20 protein-coding genes and 1 pseudogene are annotated in these 15,981 nt (G+C 62.1%); 10 read left to right on the plus strand and 11 right to left on the minus strand.

Features of this window, described 5'->3' with window-relative positions:
• The first annotated feature begins 167 nt into the window (after positions 1-167).
• From AC1D1N_RS31475 to AC1D1N_RS31490, 4 genes are all read left to right on the plus strand, one after another.
• Positions 168-1,046 carry a branched-chain amino acid aminotransferase gene (locus AC1D1N_RS31475; RefSeq protein WP_436258992.1) on the plus strand — a complete coding sequence of 293 codons (879 nt, stop codon included), beginning with the start codon at positions 168-170 and terminating at the stop codon, positions 1,044-1,046.
• Between the two features lie 184 nt (positions 1,047-1,230).
• Complete coding sequence (locus tag AC1D1N_RS31480; protein WP_142866647.1) at positions 1,231-1,833, plus strand: superoxide dismutase; 603 nt, start codon at positions 1,231-1,233, stop codon at positions 1,831-1,833.
• Positions 1,834-1,994: 161 nt separating this feature from the next.
• Positions 1,995-2,432: a c-type cytochrome gene (locus tag AC1D1N_RS31485; RefSeq protein WP_352584840.1), complete on the plus strand. Its 438-nt coding sequence runs from the start codon at positions 1,995-1,997 to the stop codon at positions 2,430-2,432.
• A gap of 9 nt (positions 2,433-2,441) precedes the next feature.
• Complete coding sequence (locus tag AC1D1N_RS31490; RefSeq protein WP_477353215.1) at positions 2,442-3,392, plus strand: cytochrome c; 951 nt, start codon at positions 2,442-2,444, stop codon at positions 3,390-3,392.
• A gap of 6 nt (positions 3,393-3,398) precedes the next feature.
• On the opposite strand, the gene AC1D1N_RS31495 is transcribed toward AC1D1N_RS31490, so the two are convergent.
• The 3 genes from AC1D1N_RS31495 to AC1D1N_RS31505 all read right to left on the minus strand — a co-directional run bounded on the left by AC1D1N_RS31495 (position 3,399) and on the right by AC1D1N_RS31505 (position 6,679).
• Positions 3,399-3,788, minus strand: a complete 390-nt coding sequence (locus AC1D1N_RS31495; protein ID WP_112564128.1) for an SET domain-containing protein — start codon at positions 3,786-3,788, stop codon at positions 3,399-3,401.
• A gap of 147 nt (positions 3,789-3,935) precedes the next feature.
• Entirely contained in the window at positions 3,936-4,562 is a 627-nt protein-coding gene (locus AC1D1N_RS31500; protein WP_436258994.1) for a LysE family translocator, read from the minus strand.
• A complete protein-coding gene (locus tag AC1D1N_RS31505) occupies positions 4,559-6,679 on the minus strand; it encodes a S9 family peptidase (RefSeq protein ID WP_477353217.1) in 2,121 nt (706 codons plus the stop codon). The genes AC1D1N_RS31500 and AC1D1N_RS31505 overlap by 4 nt, the downstream gene beginning before the upstream one ends.
• A gap of 128 nt (positions 6,680-6,807) precedes the next feature.
• Between AC1D1N_RS31505 and AC1D1N_RS31510 the strand changes: the two genes are divergently transcribed.
• Both AC1D1N_RS31510 and AC1D1N_RS31515 read left to right on the plus strand, forming a co-directional pair.
• Positions 6,808-7,179 carry an SH3 domain-containing protein gene (locus AC1D1N_RS31510; RefSeq protein ID WP_436258996.1) on the plus strand — a complete coding sequence of 124 codons (372 nt, stop codon included), beginning with the start codon at positions 6,808-6,810 and terminating at the stop codon, positions 7,177-7,179.
• Positions 7,180-7,593: 414 nt separating this feature from the next.
• Positions 7,594-8,019 carry a Ros/MucR family transcriptional regulator gene (locus AC1D1N_RS31515; protein ID WP_023673680.1) on the plus strand — a complete coding sequence of 142 codons (426 nt, stop codon included), beginning with the start codon at positions 7,594-7,596 and terminating at the stop codon, positions 8,017-8,019.
• Positions 8,020-8,079: 60 nt separating this feature from the next.
• Here AC1D1N_RS31515 and AC1D1N_RS31520 read toward each other — a convergent pair whose 3' ends face one another.
• Positions 8,080-8,508 (minus strand): SufE family protein, encoded by a 429-nt coding sequence (locus AC1D1N_RS31520; RefSeq protein ID WP_436261933.1) that lies wholly within the window; start codon positions 8,506-8,508, stop codon positions 8,080-8,082.
• A gap of 115 nt (positions 8,509-8,623) precedes the next feature.
• Positions 8,624-8,998 (minus strand): DUF5330 domain-containing protein, encoded by a 375-nt coding sequence (locus tag AC1D1N_RS31525; protein ID WP_142866640.1) that lies wholly within the window; start codon positions 8,996-8,998, stop codon positions 8,624-8,626.
• A gap of 535 nt (positions 8,999-9,533) precedes the next feature.
• Between AC1D1N_RS31525 and AC1D1N_RS31530 the strand changes: the two genes are divergently transcribed.
• Both AC1D1N_RS31530 and AC1D1N_RS31535 read left to right on the plus strand, forming a co-directional pair.
• The gene (locus tag AC1D1N_RS31530; RefSeq protein ID WP_477353232.1) at positions 9,534-11,276 is read left to right on the plus strand and encodes a PAS domain-containing sensor histidine kinase; all 1,743 of its coding nucleotides are present in this window, start codon (positions 9,534-9,536) and stop codon (positions 11,274-11,276) included.
• On the plus strand, positions 11,251-12,039 hold the full coding sequence (locus AC1D1N_RS31535) for a peptidoglycan-binding domain-containing protein (protein ID WP_477353220.1): 789 nt from the start codon (positions 11,251-11,253) through the stop codon (positions 12,037-12,039). The genes AC1D1N_RS31530 and AC1D1N_RS31535 overlap by 26 nt, the downstream gene beginning before the upstream one ends.
• A 10-nt stretch (positions 12,040-12,049) precedes the next feature.
• Here AC1D1N_RS31535 and AC1D1N_RS31540 read toward each other — a convergent pair whose 3' ends face one another.
• The gene (locus tag AC1D1N_RS31540; RefSeq protein WP_436258997.1) at positions 12,050-12,340 is read right to left on the minus strand and encodes a type II toxin-antitoxin system RelE/ParE family toxin; all 291 of its coding nucleotides are present in this window, start codon (positions 12,338-12,340) and stop codon (positions 12,050-12,052) included.
• A complete protein-coding gene (locus AC1D1N_RS31545) occupies positions 12,333-12,593 on the minus strand; it encodes a ribbon-helix-helix domain-containing protein (RefSeq protein ID WP_477353222.1) in 261 nt (86 codons plus the stop codon). The genes AC1D1N_RS31540 and AC1D1N_RS31545 overlap by 8 nt, the downstream gene beginning before the upstream one ends.
• A gap of 149 nt (positions 12,594-12,742) precedes the next feature.
• Between AC1D1N_RS31545 and AC1D1N_RS31550 the strand changes: the two genes are divergently transcribed.
• Positions 12,743-13,090, plus strand: coding sequence for a DUF1491 family protein (locus tag AC1D1N_RS31550; protein WP_112564144.1), 348 nt, complete (start codon positions 12,743-12,745; stop codon positions 13,088-13,090).
• Here the strand turns inward: AC1D1N_RS31550 and AC1D1N_RS31555 are convergent.
• Positions 13,077-14,075, minus strand: a complete 999-nt coding sequence (locus AC1D1N_RS31555) for a hypothetical protein (RefSeq protein WP_477353224.1) — start codon at positions 14,073-14,075, stop codon at positions 13,077-13,079. The two genes, AC1D1N_RS31550 and AC1D1N_RS31555, sit on opposite strands and share 14 nt — an antisense overlap.
• 190 nt (positions 14,076-14,265) lie before the next feature.
• On the opposite strand from AC1D1N_RS31555, the gene AC1D1N_RS31560 reads away from it, so the two are divergent.
• Entirely contained in the window at positions 14,266-14,454 is a 189-nt protein-coding gene (locus AC1D1N_RS31560) for a hypothetical protein (RefSeq protein WP_477353226.1), read from the plus strand.
• Between the two features lie 34 nt (positions 14,455-14,488).
• Here AC1D1N_RS31560 and AC1D1N_RS31565 read toward each other — a convergent pair whose 3' ends face one another.
• The 3 genes and pseudogenes from AC1D1N_RS31565 to AC1D1N_RS31575 form a co-directional block, all read right to left on the minus strand.
• Positions 14,489-15,037 (minus strand): DUF1254 domain-containing protein, encoded by a 549-nt coding sequence (locus AC1D1N_RS31565; RefSeq protein WP_477353227.1) that lies wholly within the window; start codon positions 15,035-15,037, stop codon positions 14,489-14,491.
• On the minus strand, positions 15,030-15,614 hold the full coding sequence (locus AC1D1N_RS31570; RefSeq protein ID WP_477353229.1) for a DUF1214 domain-containing protein: 585 nt from the start codon (positions 15,612-15,614) through the stop codon (positions 15,030-15,032). Before AC1D1N_RS31570 ends, AC1D1N_RS31565 begins: the two co-directional genes overlap by 8 nt.
• Positions 15,615-15,871: 257 nt before the next feature.
• Positions 15,872-15,981, minus strand: a pseudogene (locus AC1D1N_RS31575) (IS5/IS1182 family transposase); the annotation flags it as partial.

A 15,981-nucleotide genomic window follows, 5' to 3' on the forward strand; every position in this document is an offset into this window, starting at 1 on the left:
CGACAGTTTTGAGGGCAGGCGGGGCAAGGTGCAAGCATCGATTGCAGACTTGATCGCTTTCTTGGGCCTCGCTGGTCTCAACAAAATCCGCCTGATGCCGGTTGACGGCGCCCGCCAAAGCATCTTCCAATGATACCAGACAGGCAGCATCGAAGCGGAACCGAGCAATGACACTGGCGACTGCGGCGCAATCGGCGACATGGACCTTCGTCGACGGCGACTGGTACGAAGGCAACGTCGCCATCCTTGGGCCGCGCAGCCACGCCATGTGGCTTGCCACCAGCGTCTTCGACGGCGCCCGCTGGTTCGAAGGCGTCGCCCCCGACCTCGAACTGCATGCCGCCAGGGTGAATGCTTCCGCAATCGCGCTAGGTCTCAAACCGTCGATGAGCGTCGACAAGATCGTCGGCCTGACCTGGGACGGGCTGAAGAAGTTCGACGGCAAGACGGCGGTCTATATCAGGCCGATGTACTGGGCCGAGCACGGCGGCTATATGGGCGTGCCGGCCGATCCGGCATCGACCCGCTTCTGCCTTTGCCTCTACGAATCGCCGATGATCTCGCCGGCCGGCTTTTCGATCACCGTCTCGCCGTTCCGGCGGCCGACGATCGAAACCATGCCGACCAATGCCAAGGCAGGCTGCCTCTACCCCAACAATGGCCGCGCCATTCTCGAAGCCAAGATGCGCGGCTTCGACAATGCACTTGTGCTCGACATGCTGGGCAATGTCGCCGAGACCGGAACCTCCAACATCTTCCTGGTCAAGGACAGCCATGTGCTGACGCCGGCGCCGAACGGCACTTTCCTGTCCGGCATCACCCGCTCGCGCACCATGACGCTGCTTGGCGACTATGGCTTCAAGACCACCGAAAGGATGCTGTCGGTGCGCGACTTTCTCGAGGCCGACGAGATCTTTTCGACCGGAAACCATTCCAAGGTCGTGCCGATCACCCGCATCGAGGACCGCAACCTCCAGCCCGGGCCGGTGGCCAAGAAGGCGCGCGAACTCTATTGGGAATGGGCGCATTCGACGCCTGCCGGCTGAGCCGCCGCCGCTTCGTTTGCTGGGCGTTATTTTTTGACGCAGCATCCTGTCCGCAAAACCGTGTGACACTTTTCCGGAACCCGCTTAGAAAGGAACCGGCGCTTCATTCCGGAGTTGTTCCAGAACAATCCAGCCCTATCTTAATCCGGTATCGCACCGGATTTTTCCATGAGGAGTATGACCGATGGCTTTTGAATTGCCCGCCTTGCCCTATGACTACGAGGCCCTGCAGCCCTACATGTCGAAAGAGACGCTGGAGTATCACCACGACAAGCACCACAAGGCCTATGTCGACAACGGCAACAAGCTGGCCGCTGAAGCCGGTCTTGGCGATCTGTCGGTCGAAGAGGTGGTCAAGCAGTCGTTCGGCAAGAATGCCGGCCTCTTCAACAACGCCGCCCAGCACTACAACCACATTCATTTCTGGAAGTGGATGAAGAAGGGCGGCGGCGGCAACAAGCTTCCCGGCGCCCTGCAGAAGGCGGTCGATGCCGACCTCGGCGGCTACGACAAGTTCAAGGCCGACTTCATCGCCGCCGGCACCACGCAGTTCGGCTCGGGCTGGGCCTGGGTCTCGGTCAAGGACGGCAAGCTGGCGATCTCCAAGACGCCGAATGGCGAGAACCCTCTGGTCCATGGCGCCTCGCCGATCCTCGGCGTCGATGTCTGGGAGCACTCCTATTACATCGACTACCGCAACGCGCGGCCGAAATATCTCGAGGCCTTCGTCGACAGCCTGATCAACTGGGACCACGTCCTCGAAATGTACGAAAAAGCGAAAGCCTGATCGATCCAGAAAGCCCCGGCATCCCCGGGGCTTTTCTTTTTTCAGATCGAAACGGAGGCACACTGCAAAGCGGCAGTTTCCGTGCGGCGAGCAGGGAATAATCTCAGCCCGCCATCCGTTAACGTCAGGTCGCGACCCCTCATCATCCTGGAGCCAATTGAATGAGAAAGCTTGTCATCGCCATCTCTATGCTCAGCCTGGCCGCCTCGGCCGCTTTTGCCGACCCGATCCTCGACCGACAGGGATTGATGAAGGAGCGCGGAAAACTCGTCGGCGGCCTGTCGAAAATCGCCAAGGGGGAAGCAGACTTCGATGCCGCCGCCGTGTTGACGGCGCTGCAGGCGCTGCAGGTCAATGCCGAGAAGGTCGATGTCGATGCGCTGTTCCCGGCCGGCAGCGACAGCGGTGACACCACCGCTTCGCCGAAAATCTGGCAAGACATGGCGGGCTTCAAGACCACGAACGAGAAATACGTCGCCGACGTCAAGGCCGCTGTCGCCGCCGCACCTGCCGATGTCGATGCGCTCAAGGCGCAGATCGGTACCCTCGGCAGCGATTGCGGCACCTGCCACCAGACCTATCGGGTGAAGAAGGGCTGATCCCGGGCAATGGCCCTGTTGAAAAAACTCGTCGGCGCCGCCCTTGTCCTGGGCGTCGCCGGCGCCGGCGCCGGCTGGTTGTTGTCGGCGCCAGTGAAACTCGACACTGATACCCTGGCACAGCTTGGCTCCGGCGACGCCGCCAGGGGCAAACGCATTTTCTATGCCGGCGGCTGCACCTCCTGTCACGCCAAGCCGGGCTCGCAAGGCGAGGCCCGTCTCCAACTCGTCGGTGGCCTTGAACTCAAGACGCCGTTCGGCACCTTCGTCCCACCCAACATCTCGCAGGATCCCAAGGACGGCATCGGCGCCTGGACGGTCGAGGATCTCGCCAATGCCATGCTGAAAGGCGTGTCGCCTTCCGGCGAGCATTTCTATCCGGCCTTTCCCTACGCGTCCTACGCCCGCATGAAGCCCGCTGACATTGCCGATCTCTATGCGTTCCTGAAGACGCTGCCGGCGGTCGCCGGCAAGGCGCCGGACAATTCCTTGAGCTTCCCCTTCAACATCCGCCGCGGTCTCGGCTTGTGGAAGCGGCTCTATCTCAGCAACCAGCCGGTGATCGCCTTGGCCGACGGCACGCCTGACCCGGTTCTGGCCGGCCGCTATCTGGTCGAGGGACCCGGCCATTGCGGCGAATGCCACACGCCGCGCGACCTCAGCGGCGGCACCAGGAAAAGCCAGTGGCTGGCGGGTGCCACCGCTGCCGAAGGCAGCGGCATCGTGCCGAACATCACCTCGGGCGAGGGCGGCATCGGCGACTGGTCGGAAGCCGACGTCGCCAATTATCTCGAAACCGGTTTTACGCCCGATTTCGATTCGGTCGGCGGCGCCATGGTCGACGTCCAGCGCAACATGGCCCAGCTGACGCCGGAAGATCGCACGGCAATAGCCGCCTATCTCAAGGCAGTGCCGCCGCATCCCAATGGCTATCCGGCGCGAAGCAAGCCGGCTAAGTGATCCCGACTAAAGGTGGCGGTCACCGAGGAAGTCGAAGCCCGTTTCGAAGAAGTGACTGTAATTGCAGGTCAGTTCCTCGCCGGGCGCGATGTCGCGCAAGGCATAGGTCTCCTCGGGCGAGGAAACATCGCAATTCGGTTCGTCGTCATGGTTCATGTAGCGGGCATCGTCGGCTTCGAAGACGATGTAGTTCGGATCGCGGCGGTCGGGATAGGAATAGCGGTCGAGGTAGCTCTTCACCGGCCCGCTCTCGCCCTCATAGGTTTCAACGTCGATCAGCCGGTCGAAGCGCGGGTCGAGTTTCCAGACCAGCGTGCCCTTGGCAATGTGGGTCTTGGCGAAAACACCGATGCCCTGGATCGGCGATTTCTCGAGATAGGTGTCGACGAGCAACATAGTGGCCCCTTTGCGTATGTCATTGTCTGGAAGGTGGCGCGCATTGGGTAGCGCGCAGCCATTACAATTGCGAGTGAAAATGAGCAGCGCGGAATTCAAAACGTGATGATCGGCACGCCTCGACGAGGCGCGCCTTTCGCTCCGACATCAGCGCTGCTGCAAGGCCAGACGAACGCCCAACGCGCAGTAGATACCGCCGACCACCTTGCCTTGCCATTTCACCACTGATGGATTGCGGCGCAGGAACGTACCGAGCCGGCCCGCGCTTACGGCAAAGACGACTGTGCTGAAAAGGCCGAGCAGAACAAAGACTATGCCCAACGTCATCAGCTGGAGCATTACCGATCCGTTTTCAGGCCGCACGAACTGGGGCAGGAAGGCGAGGAAGAAAAGCGCGGTCTTTGGATTGAGCACTTCGGTCAGGACAGCCTGTCGAAACGCCTTGCCGGCGGAGATCGCAAGCACGCCGGCAGTAGGGTTGGCCGGTGTTCTCTCGATGATCGCGCGAATGCCGAGGTAAACCAGATACGCCGCGCCAATGTATTTTACGATGCTGAACAGCGTTGCCGACGTGGCGATGATCGCCGAAATGCCCACCATCGCCATGACGGTATGGAACACATCGCCAGCCGCGACGCCGGCGCCCGTCGCGATGCCAACCCGGGTCCCGGAACTCGTCGCTCGCGCCACCGTCAAAAGTGTGGCTGGGCCTGGAATGAACACAAAGCCAAGCACAACCGCCACGTAGGCCATCAAGGTGGATAGATCGATCATGACGCCTCCTTTGCTATCTCGGCCTTGCCCATCACCTTCAGCGCAAAGGAATAGGTATAAGCGATCTCCTCCAGCCTGGAAAACCGGCCCGACGCGCCGGCATGGCCGGAATCCATGTTGATCTTGAACAGCACCGGATTGGTCCCGCTCTTGCGCTCGCGCAGCCGCGCCACCCACTTGGCCGGTTCCCAATAGGTGACGCGCGGATCGGTGAGGCCGGCCAGCGCCAGGATCGGCGGGTAGTCGTGATCCGCGACATTGTCATAGGGCGAGTAGGCGGCGATGATCCGATAGTCCTCCGCTGATGCGATCGGATTGCCCCATTCCGGCCATTCCGGCGGCGTCAGCGGCAAGCTTGCGTCGAGCATGGTGGTCATCACGTCGACAAAGGGGACCTCGGCAACGATGGCGCCGAAACTGTGCGGCGCCATGTTGGCGATCGCGCCCATCAGCATGCCGCCGGCCGAGCCGCCTTGCGCGACGATGCGATCATGTTGTGTGTAGCGCTCGGCGACGAGGTGCTGCGCGACGGCGATGAAATCGGTGAACGTGTTCATCTTGTGCGCCCGCTTGCCGTCATCATACCAGCCATAGCCCTTGTCCTTGCCGCCGCGGACATGGGCGATGGCAAAGACAAAGCCGCGGTCGACCAGCGAGAACCAGTTGGTATTGAAGGCTGCCGGAATGGCGATGCCGTAGGAGCCGTAGCCGTAGAGCAGGCAAGGTGCCGAGCCATCGAGCGGCGTGTCGCGATTATGCAGGAGCGAGACCGGCACTAACTCGCCATCGGCGGCGGGCGCCATCAGCCGGCGCGTGACATAGTGGTCCGGATCGTGGCCGGACGGCACTTCCTGGGTCTTCAGCAGCACGCGCTCGCGGCTGCGCATGTTGTAGTCGAAGACCTGCGCCGGCGTCGTCATCGACGAATAGGTAAAGCGCATGATCTCGGTGTCATACTCATAGGATCCCGACAGGCCGAGCGAGAAGGCTTCCTCGTCGAACGAGATCAGGTGCTCCTCGCCGTTGCGGCGGTCGCGCACGACGATGCGCGGCAGGCCTTCCTTGCGCTCGAGCCTGACCATATGGTCCTTGAAGCCGACCACCGACAGGATCAGCCGGCCCGGTTCGTGCGCCACCAACTCTTCCCAGTTGGCGCGCACCGGGTCATCAGCCGGCGCCGTCATGATCTTGAAGTCCTTGGCGCCGTCGGCATTGGTGAGGATGAAGAAGATGTCGCCGCCTTCTTCCAGATCATATTGCAGGCCGATCTCGCGCACCGCCACCAGCTTGGGTTCGGCGAACGGCTCATCGGCGCGCATCAGGCGGTATTCCGAGGTTTCGTGATCGTTGATGCCGATCATGATCCATTTATTGGAGCGCGTGCCGCCGACATCCATGAAGAAGCCGGGATCGATTTCCTCATAGATCAGCCGGTCATTTTGAGGGCTGTCGCCGAGCGCATGAAACAGCACCTTGGACGGGCGATGATTGTCGTCGAGCCTGGTGTAGAAGAAACCGTCATCGGCGGCATTCCAGGTGCCACCACCACTGGTGGCGTCTATCTGGTCAGGCAATTCCTTGCCGCTGGTGAGGTCGCGCACGCGCAGCGTGAAGAATTCGGAGCCCTTGTCGTCGAACGCCCACAAGAGCTTGCGGTGATCGGCCGAATGGTCGACGCCGCCGAGGCGGAAATACGGCTTGCCCTCGGCTTCCGCGTCGCCGTCGAGGAGGATCTGCTCATCGCCGCCATCGCGCGGCATGCGGAAATAGCGTGGTTGTTCGCCGCCAAGCTTGAAGGATGAGCCATAGGCATAGGGGCCATCCTTCATCGGCACCGTCGAATCGTCTTCCTTGATGCGCCCCTTCATCTCGCCGAACAGTTGCTTCTGAAGCTGTGCGGTATCGGCCATCAGCACTGTCTGATAGGCGTTCTCGGCTTCGAGATGGGCGCGGATGCGGCTATCGAGCAGGGAAGGATCTCGGAACATCGCCTGCCAGTTATCCGCCCTCAGCCAGGCATAATCGTCGGTTCGGGTGAAGCCGTGATGCGTGTCGAAGACTGGGTGTTTCTCAGGGCTCGGCGGGCGAGCGGTCGGAAAGGCTGGGGTCTTGGTCATTGCGTCTCACTGAAGAAGTTACTTGAATGGCAAATGAACACGCCGATCAGCGCGGGTTCAAGGGCAGGCAGGCATTGGTGGCGGCGGGCTCGGGAAGATGAGCCGCAGAAGATGTAAAGGAGGAGAGGATGACGAATTTCTATGTCAGCACCGCTGCGGCTCTCGCCGTCGCTTCGACCGTTCTGGCTTTCACCGGCCAGTCTCATGCAACCGCGTTCGCCGCTTGGCAAGTGGCTGGCGTGCCGTTCGGCGACACGCTCAACGTTCGCAAATATCCGTCCAACGCATCCCAGAAGCAGGCGGCCTATCCCAACGGGACCATCCTGCAGATGACCGGCAAGTGCACCGGGGGGCTGAACCTTCTGGAGATCGCCGGCAAGCCGGACTGGAAACAGAAACAGGCAATTCGCTACCAATGGTGTCAAGTTTGGCACGACCCGGCGCAAAATGGTGGTTTCGTTACTGGCTGGGTCTACGGAAAATACCTCGTTCCCTATTGAATCCGGTCTAAGCAGGTCTTCCTTCGGCGGGTTTCGCAAACACCTTGCAACTTCTGATTTTGTACGAATCCAGCAATTCAGCTATTCGAGCCTGCAAAGCATAGGCTAAGCATCGCAATCCATTTTATGAGTCCTTGCTGATTTAGTGATGCATGACCCTACGTCATGCCAGTCCTGGTCCGACCAGAAAATATCGCGAAGTTACAGAGTGCACGAAAGATTGAAGCTGAAGAGCGACTATTCGATGAATATCGTTGAATATAGCGCAAGATGCGAATTGACTTACTTGGTCAGCAGGCTCATTAAGATGCCCGGACGCGAATCCATGAAGCTCTTCCCGCGTGAAATTCGCGCCATGCCCGATCTCTCAAAAAGGGCGCAAACAGAAACATCTTTCGTTGGGGCCTGAACACCATGGATATCGTCGAAACACCTTCCAGAAATAGCGATGCGCTGATCGAGCTGACCGCCGATGTGGTCGCCGCCTACGTCAGCAACAATCCCGTGCCAGTCGGCGAACTGCCGAATCTTATCGCCGACGTCCATGCTGCTCTCGGGCGTGTGGGCGGAGCAAGCGAACAGCCTCCTGCCGACAAGCAGAAGCCTGCTGTAAACCCGAAGCGTTCTGTCCATGACGACTACATTGTCTGCCTTGAAGACGGCAAGAAGTTCAAGTCGCTGAAGCGTCATTTGATGACCCACTACGGTCTGACGCCCGATGAATACCGCGAGAAGTGGAATCTGGACGCCAGCTACCCGATGGTTGCCCCCAATTATGCCGCTGCCCGTTCGCAGCTGGCCAAGAAGATGGGCCTCGGTCGCAAGCGCAAGGGCCGGTAACACCGACTCCAGTTCGACAAGATCAACGGCGCCTTCGAGGCGCCGTTTTTGTTTCCGGGGTCAAGCAGTTTGCTTGAGCGCCATCTCCGCGTCGCGCTTGATGCGCTTGACCATCGAGCGCAGACCGTTGGCGCGCTGCGGCGACAGATGTTCGTCGAGGCCGAGCGACTTCAGCGTCGCCTCGGCGTCGGTTTCCAGGATCTGGCTGGCGGACCGTCCCGAAAACAACGCCAGCATGATGGCGACCAGGCCGCGCACGATATGGGCGTCCGAATCGCCAGTGAAGGTGATGACGGGATCGGCGCCCGGGGCTTGGTCAGTGGTCAGCCAGACCTGGCTGACGCAGCCAGGCACCTTGTTCACGGCATTGCGTTCGGCGTCGGGAAATGGCGGCAGCGCTTCGCCGAGCTCGATCACATAGCGATAGCGGTCTTCCCACTCGTCGAGCAGGGAAAAGTCGTCGCGGATCGTCTGGATCGTCGTAGCCATTGCTTGGGATATAGTCATCCGCGGCTGCGGCGTCACGGAAAAAGAAGAAAAGCACCGCAGGCGCCGAGAGGTCCGACCGGCCTGCGGTGTCGCTGTAGAGACAGCGGAAACGATGTTAGTTCTTCGCCACCAGCTTGGCAGGGATGTTGACGGTCGCCGGCAGCACGATGTCCTCGGCGACGCTGCCGGTGGCCAGTGAGGTATCGGGCGACGTCTCGGGCTCGGTGCCCTTGTCGTCCAGCATGGCGGCGGCGATCTTGGCGGTTTCCTTGGCCCGGGCGGTGATCGTATGCATCGCCGACTTGCCGGTCTCGCAGACATCGGGCTTGCGCTCGCAAATGCCGGCGATGTCGCCGACCGCCTCGCGCGCCGCAAACAGTGCCTGGATCGGCCCGACGCTCTCGTGGCCCTCTTCGTCGGAGCCGACGCTCAGTGGCAGCGCCAGCAGCACCAGCGAAAACCAGAACGCCATTCTTATCAGAAAGCCCATCGAATTGCCCTCTCGTCCATGACGGATCATGCGTCCATGCGCCATGACCTCTTTTATCTCAGCGACAATGACACATGAGGCGCAAAGGACGGCTTGCTTGCTCAGCGAAAATTTTCCTCAAATTTTAGGCAAATTCGAAACGAAGCATTTTGCAATGCATTGGCTTCAAATGCCGGCGATTCTCTTAACCTTGCACTAACCATCTAAGCGATTGTTATGAATGGATATATCCAGAGGTGCTGGCATGCGGCTCAGGATTTTGCCGCCGCAGGCACGCCTTTTGCACATAACGCTCCGTTTACTATGGCCGTAAATGACGGTGCATTCTGGCGCCTGCGCCGCAATTTTTGCCGCAGGGAGGTCGTTGTTCCGGTCAGCCTTATTCATTCCTTAAACGCTCGATGCGAGTTTCAAACAAACAAAAACGACCTGCAAAGCAGGGGCAGTCACGACCGGGTGCGAGTGCGTTGAGTTGAGTTTGATAAAGGCCAGATATCTTGAACTGCCTGGCGCGCTGGCGGCCGGTTGCGAACGCATGGTCCATCCGGCCATCGTTGGCCGGGACGACCGCCTGCGCCAGCGCCGGTTCATCGGCATCATGCTTGCCGCTCCGTTCTTTGCAGCGGGTGCCGCGGTGACACTGGTCACCTCGGGGATGGGCGCCGCCGTCACTGTCGCAACTATCTTCGCCGCCTTCGGTCTTTGCTGGTTCGCCGCCTTGCTGGTGGCGGCGTCGGGCAAGATGGCGCTGGCCGCCCAGGTCGCGCTTGCCGCCGGCGGTCTTGCCCTTGCCGGCGCCATCGCGGCAGCAGGCGGCCTGGCGTCGCCGGTTGCGCTGCTGGCTCTGGCGCTGCCATTCGAAGCCTGGTGGATCGCTGGTTCAAAGCGCGCGGCACTTTGGGGCGGCATTTCCGCCCTTGCCGCGGTGCTGCTGCAGCCCTTTGTCGGCACTGTCGTCCCGCTCGGCGCGGTGCAAGTCGCGGTGTGGCACTGGCTTCTGCCGATGGCCTGGGGGCTGACGCTGGTTCCCCGGCTTGCAGCCCTTGGCGATGCCGCCCGCGCGCCCGCGCTCCTTCCAAGCGACCGCCTCGAGGACATGATCGACGCCGTTGTCCTGCATGTTGCCCGGCATGGTGAGGTCCTGGATGCCTCGGCCAAGGCGCGCACCATCCTGAAGCTGCCGCCGGAACTGCTTTTCGGCGCCGGCCTGTTTGACCGCATCCATCTGTCCGATCGCGTTGCTTATCTGAGCGCGCTTGCCGACCTGCGCGATGGCGCCCTGGCGCGGCGGCTCGATCTTCGGGTAAGGCTGCCCCAGGACGGCAATGCTCCGATGGCCGACAATTATCGGCCATTCCAGCTCGAACTGGTTCGGGCCGAAGAGCAGCAGGAAACCTTCACCCTGCTGCTGCGCGAGAACGACGAGATCGCCGAACTGCGCGACGAGCTTGCCGCCGCCAATGAGGCGGCAGCGTCGGCCGAGGTGGCGAAAGGCCGCTTCCTGGCCGTGGTCAGCCACGAGCTTCGCACGCCGCTCAACGCCATCATCGGTTTTTCCGATATGCTGCTGCACGAGATGTTCGGCGGCTTCAAGGACTCGCGCCAGAAGGAATATGTCGGCCTGGTTCGGGATTCGGGCCAGCATCTGCTTGCCGTCGTCACCTCGATCCTGGACGTCTCGAGGATCGAGGCCGGCGCCTACGCAACCGAGCCCGAACCGTTCCGCTTCATCGAGGCGGTCGAGATGTGCCAGTCGATGATGCAGTTGCAGGCCAACGCCAAGAATATCGACCTCCAGGCGCAGATTGCGCCCGACGCCGGCGAGATCAATGCCGACCGTCGCGCCGTGCAGCAGATCCTGATCAACCTCGTCTCCAATGCGATCAAGTTTACGCCAGATGGCGGCGATGTCGTCGTCGGCGCCAAGCGGATCGGCACGCGGCTGCATTTCTGGGTCAGGGACACCGGCATCGGTATCGCCGAAGAGGATTTCGCCAATCTCGGCAAGCCGTTCATGCAGATCCAGAACGACTATACGCGCCGCTTTGAGGGCACCGGGCTCGGCCTGTCGCTGGTCAAGGGCCTGGTGGCCTTGCACGACGGCACGATGTCGATCGAGAGCATGCCGGGCGAGGGGACCACGGTCACGATCAGCCTGCCGGTGAACGGGCCGAAGAAGCGCGCGACCGACAGGAACGGCGTGCTGCCGATGCCCGCGACCAGGACGAAGGGCGACGCGAAAGGGGACAGGAATGGCTCGCTCCGCAAAACAGCCTAAGGCGGTCAAGCGCCGCAGCGGCGCTTTCGAGGCCGGCGCGATTGCGCTCGGCGGAGCGATCTCGCGCAATCCGGTCCTGGTCGGCGGCTCGACAGCCTTTTTGGTGACGCTGTTCTACGTTTCCGCCAACGCGCTGTGGTACCAGCCGTTTCCGCATGCCGGTGCCTTCTTCGCCACCCGCAGCATCGAGGGTTTTCCGCACCCCGGCACGGACGAACCCGAAACCACCATCAACATACTGCGGCTTGGCCCGGCGCCGGCCAAGAGCGACCCGACGGTCGAGCAAGTGCAAGGCATCCTTAAGGACCTCGATTTCTACACCGGCACCGTCGACGGCATTTCCGGGCCGAATACCCACAAGGCCATCCAGGCCTACCAGCAGAAGGTCGGTCTGCCGGCATCCGGCGAGATCGACGCCGTCCTGCTCGACCAGCTCGGCGCCAAGCAGACGACGGCCGGTATTCCCCATCCGGTGCCACGGCCGGTGGACATGGCCGCTGCTCCCGCTGCCGCGCCCGAGGCTACCCCCGCGCCATTTCCGGTCTCAGCACCGGCATCCGCCCAGGCGCCCGATCCCCGCATCGTCAAGATCCAGGCCGGGTTGAAGGCATTCGGCAATGACGACATGCAACTCGACGGCGTCGTCGGCGCCCGCACCAAGGCCGCGATCAAGGAATTCCAGTCGCTGTTCGGCCTGCCGCAGACCGGCGAGCCGGACGAGGTCGTCTACGTCAAGATGCGCGAAATCGGCCTGACCAACTGAGCGGTGGTGGCTAGCTGAGCCATCGCTCCGGGTCACGCATCCCATGAACAATTGCGACAGCCAACACGCCATAGGCGGTCGGCTCGTAGATGACAATATAGCGGCCCTCCACCAGAATTCGCGCCGTGCCGCTTAGCTCTGGGCGCGCCGCGCCCATGTTCGGCTGTTCGCAGGCCAACTCCAGCCTATCGAAAATGCGCGTGATCAGCTTGTCGGCTGCAGGCTCGTTGTCAGCAGCGATATGATGCCAGATGTCCTGCAAATCCTGTACGGCTCGAGGGGTGAGCCGGTATTTAGCCACGTGCGGCGCGTTCTGCTTTCAAGGCGCGTAGGAAGGCAGCACGATCCACATCCTGGCCATCGCCGCTGGCCATGCCCTCGTCGTAAGCACGTTTGAGACGTTCCAATTCAAGCGTACGCAATTCCTCACGCTGCTCCCACAGGCGAAGCGCCTCCCTCACGATCTCGCTGTTCGAGGCATAGCCGCCACCATCGACGGCGTCTTGCAGGCGGGCTGCCTGCCTAGGCGTGAGCGATACCGTAAGCGTGCGCATAGGTTGAGCTTTCATGCCTTGCAATATAGCATTCCCAGCAAATCCTAACAAGGTTTGTTAGGATTTGCTACTTCGAACGCTGGCAAGTACCTTTGCTCGCCCGGCCGAAATTCAGATAAGAAAGCCAAGATGCCGTCCCGAATTCGCTCATGCGCGTAACCACCGATCTTTGGGTGTCGGCCCTGTTGCGCCGCGTGTTCGGCGCCGGCGGCTTTGCGGCCGTCGTCAAGCGCGGCGCGACCGAGGCCGGCACTGTCTTCGTGCTGTCGCGCGGCCGGCTGGGCGAGGTCTCCCTGTTCGGCCCGGCGCCGCAGACGAGCTACGATTCGGCCAAACCGGATGACCGGTTTTTCACGCTGCTCGGCTCTGGTGAAGACGCCAGCGTGCTCGACGCCAGGCTGGAGCGGGAGAAAAAATTCGATCCCGATATCTGGGTGGTCGAGATCGAGGCCGGTTCGGTTCCCGTCGAGGAGCTTCTCTCCGTCAAGATGCCTTGAGGCTGGCCTTGTCGCCATCCGGCACCTGGTCGGCGTTTGCGGCTACTGGTGCGTTGCCGCGCACCACTCGCGACACTGTTTCGGCCTTCCAGCCGCGGAGCTTTTCGAGAGCCGCCTCGTGGTGCAGCAGCCGGTAGCGGTCGAGGAAGATGCGGATCGCCTGCGGGTGCGGGAATTCCCGGGGGTAAACGGCGACCGTGATCAGGAACGCCCTGTCCTCGCTGAGGTCGAGCGCCCGCAAGGCGGCAAGCAGCGAGAGGTAGCTCGACTGCTCGGTCAGCGCGCGCGCCGTCGAAAAGTCGATGTCGAGCGCATCGGCAAGCGCGGTCTGGAAGAAGGCGGCGTTGCCGGTCAGCGCCGTCTCGCGCAGCTTGCCGTAGGTTGCTGAGCCGACGAAGGGATTGACCGATGTCGCCTCACCCTCGGCGAGCATCATCGAGCGTAGCCGGCGCCTGGCGTTTTCGGCAGCGCTGCCGGGCAGTTTGGGTGGGCTGGGAGCGGCGGGAGCGGATTCGGCTCTGTCGCCCGCCACTTCGGCGATAGGCTCGGGCTGCCGCACCCGCACCAGGGCTGGTTTCTCCAGCGCCTTGATCAGCTGCGCGATGGTTGGGTTCAAATCCTTGCGGCGGGCAATGGCGCGCGCGTGCGGCAGGCCGTGACGGCCGATCAGCGCAATCAGGTCGATATCGCTCAGGGCGCGGGAACGGACCAGCAAGGGCGCGCAGACATCGACCGGCTCCTCGCAAAGCCGCCGCACCAGGGCAGCCGGCGCATATTCGCATTCGGAGAGGGCAGCGGCGACATAGCGGCGCGATTCGACCGACACAGTCTCGAAAAGCGGCAGCGTCAGATCCTCGAGCTGGGCGATCTCGCGGCGTGACGGGCGGGTCAGCGAGCAGAACGCCGACACGGCGGCGCGAAACAGCCTTTCGGCTTTTCCCGATTCCGTCCGTATAGCGATTTGCCTGAAATCCGAAACTGACACGGAAGATACGCCCGATACTCGACACGACCCGGACCATGCTCAACCGCAACTGTGTCGGTTTCGCGTAAGGCCTGGGACAAACATCAAATTAGCGGCGATCCGTTAGCGCTCCGTTAACCCTCTGCCTGCCTTAATCACATTTGGAGGCGTTGCGTTGTGCTCCGGGGCAACCGAGAGGAATACGCGAATCATGGGCATGGTACTGTCTTTCGTGCCGCGACCGGCACCAGTCAATCGAGCAGTTCAGGACACCGGCACGCCGGCGGCGGTGATCATCTTCCCAGGCGTCCGCTACGAGCATCCGCCATTGGCGGGCGAGGCGCGGCCGGCCGGTCCGGACAAGCCAGGCACACCACGGATGCCTGTTCCGCACCACTGAGCCGGCTTCTTACAAGGGCTTCTCAAGGCTGAAATCAGTAGCCCTGCAGCTCGCAGGAGCTCTGCTCCAGGAACTGCGACACAACCGGCTTCCAGCTGTCGTCGGGCACGAAGGCACGGATGACGAAGATGCCTTCCTCGATCGGCGCTTCGACGAAGATCGCCCCTTGCAGGTCTTCCGGAAGCTCCCGGCGCACGTCGATCATCTGCGCCGACGTCAGCACCACGGTGTCGAGCTTGCTGTCGGTCGCGGTGTGGTCGTTGAAGGAATAGAAATTGTGGCCGTTGCGGTCATAGACCGACACCGACCAGAACGGCACGCTGCCCGGCGCCTTGATCCGCACCATGCCTTCGGCAAGGTCGAAGCGGCAGGCGGCAGCGTAAAACAGCGGATCGACCGACTTGACCACCGGCGCGCCGCCAGCCTCGGCGTCGAGCCTGGTCATCTTGTAGAGGTCTGAAGCCATCGCCAGCCGCGACCAGGCGTCGCGCTCGGTAAACTCCGGCACCAGCAAAAGCACCACGATGTGGACGATGCCGGCACCGAGCAGGCCGAGCAGGATGGCGTGCAGCAGCCTACGCATTGCAGCCCGCCTTGACGATACGGGGCAGCGTCACGTCGGAAAGGCCGGTGCTTGAGGCGATCGGCGTGTCGTAGAAGGTGAGCACGAAATACATCCGGCCAAAGCCTTCGGTCAGAAGCCAGTTGCCGGGCGCCGGGCGATTGCCGACGACAATGACCACCGAATTGTCGGGCTGGCGCAGCACCTGGTAGGATTGCAGCGCCGCCAGGCGCGGCTTGCCGGTGTCGACCACGCCGAGCGACTGATCGGCGGCATAAAGCGTCCAGAACCGGGCGGTCGGGAAACTGCCTTCGATCCTGTAGTCGCATTGCCGCTGAAACTCATCGCCGGCCGCATCGCGTTCGGCGATGAAGGACAAGCCTTCTGCCTTGCCGAGCGCCAGTACGCCCTCACGCGCCACGCGCGCCTTCGAATAGGGGTCGGCATCTTGCGTGCCGATCTCGGGGAAGGCGGTCCATTGGCCGATGCTGATCGCGCCGACACCGCTCTGCGCCTGCAGCGCATACCAGACGCTGCCGCCGCCGCCGCCGATGGCAATGGCAAGCGAAAGCAGCGTGAAAAAGGCGGTCTTGAGCATGAAGAACCGGGACGAAGGAAGGAGTTGTTGGTCGGGATATCGCGGGCGAGGGGTTTGTGGCAAGCCAGTAGCGAAATTGCAGATAGGCAGTAGGTGGGCGGCGCTCCCCCTTCTCCCCTTGTGGACCTGTTGCGCAGTTTGAGGTGCGCGACGGCGGGATGGGAATGCAGCCGGTCGTCACTTGCGCTTGGGGATTGAGGCCTAGTTTTGGGGTTTGAGGTGGCGGTTCGGCCGGTACGGCCGAGCTGCAGGCGCACCTATCCCGTGATGGCCGCCCATCGGCGCATGTTGAAGGCGATGGCCGCCATCGTCACCTGAGCGGTAGCCTTGGCCAGTCCGATGTAGCGGATCGTGGTCAGCTTCATGC

Source organism: Mesorhizobium sp. P2_B5 (assembly GCF_056404775.1).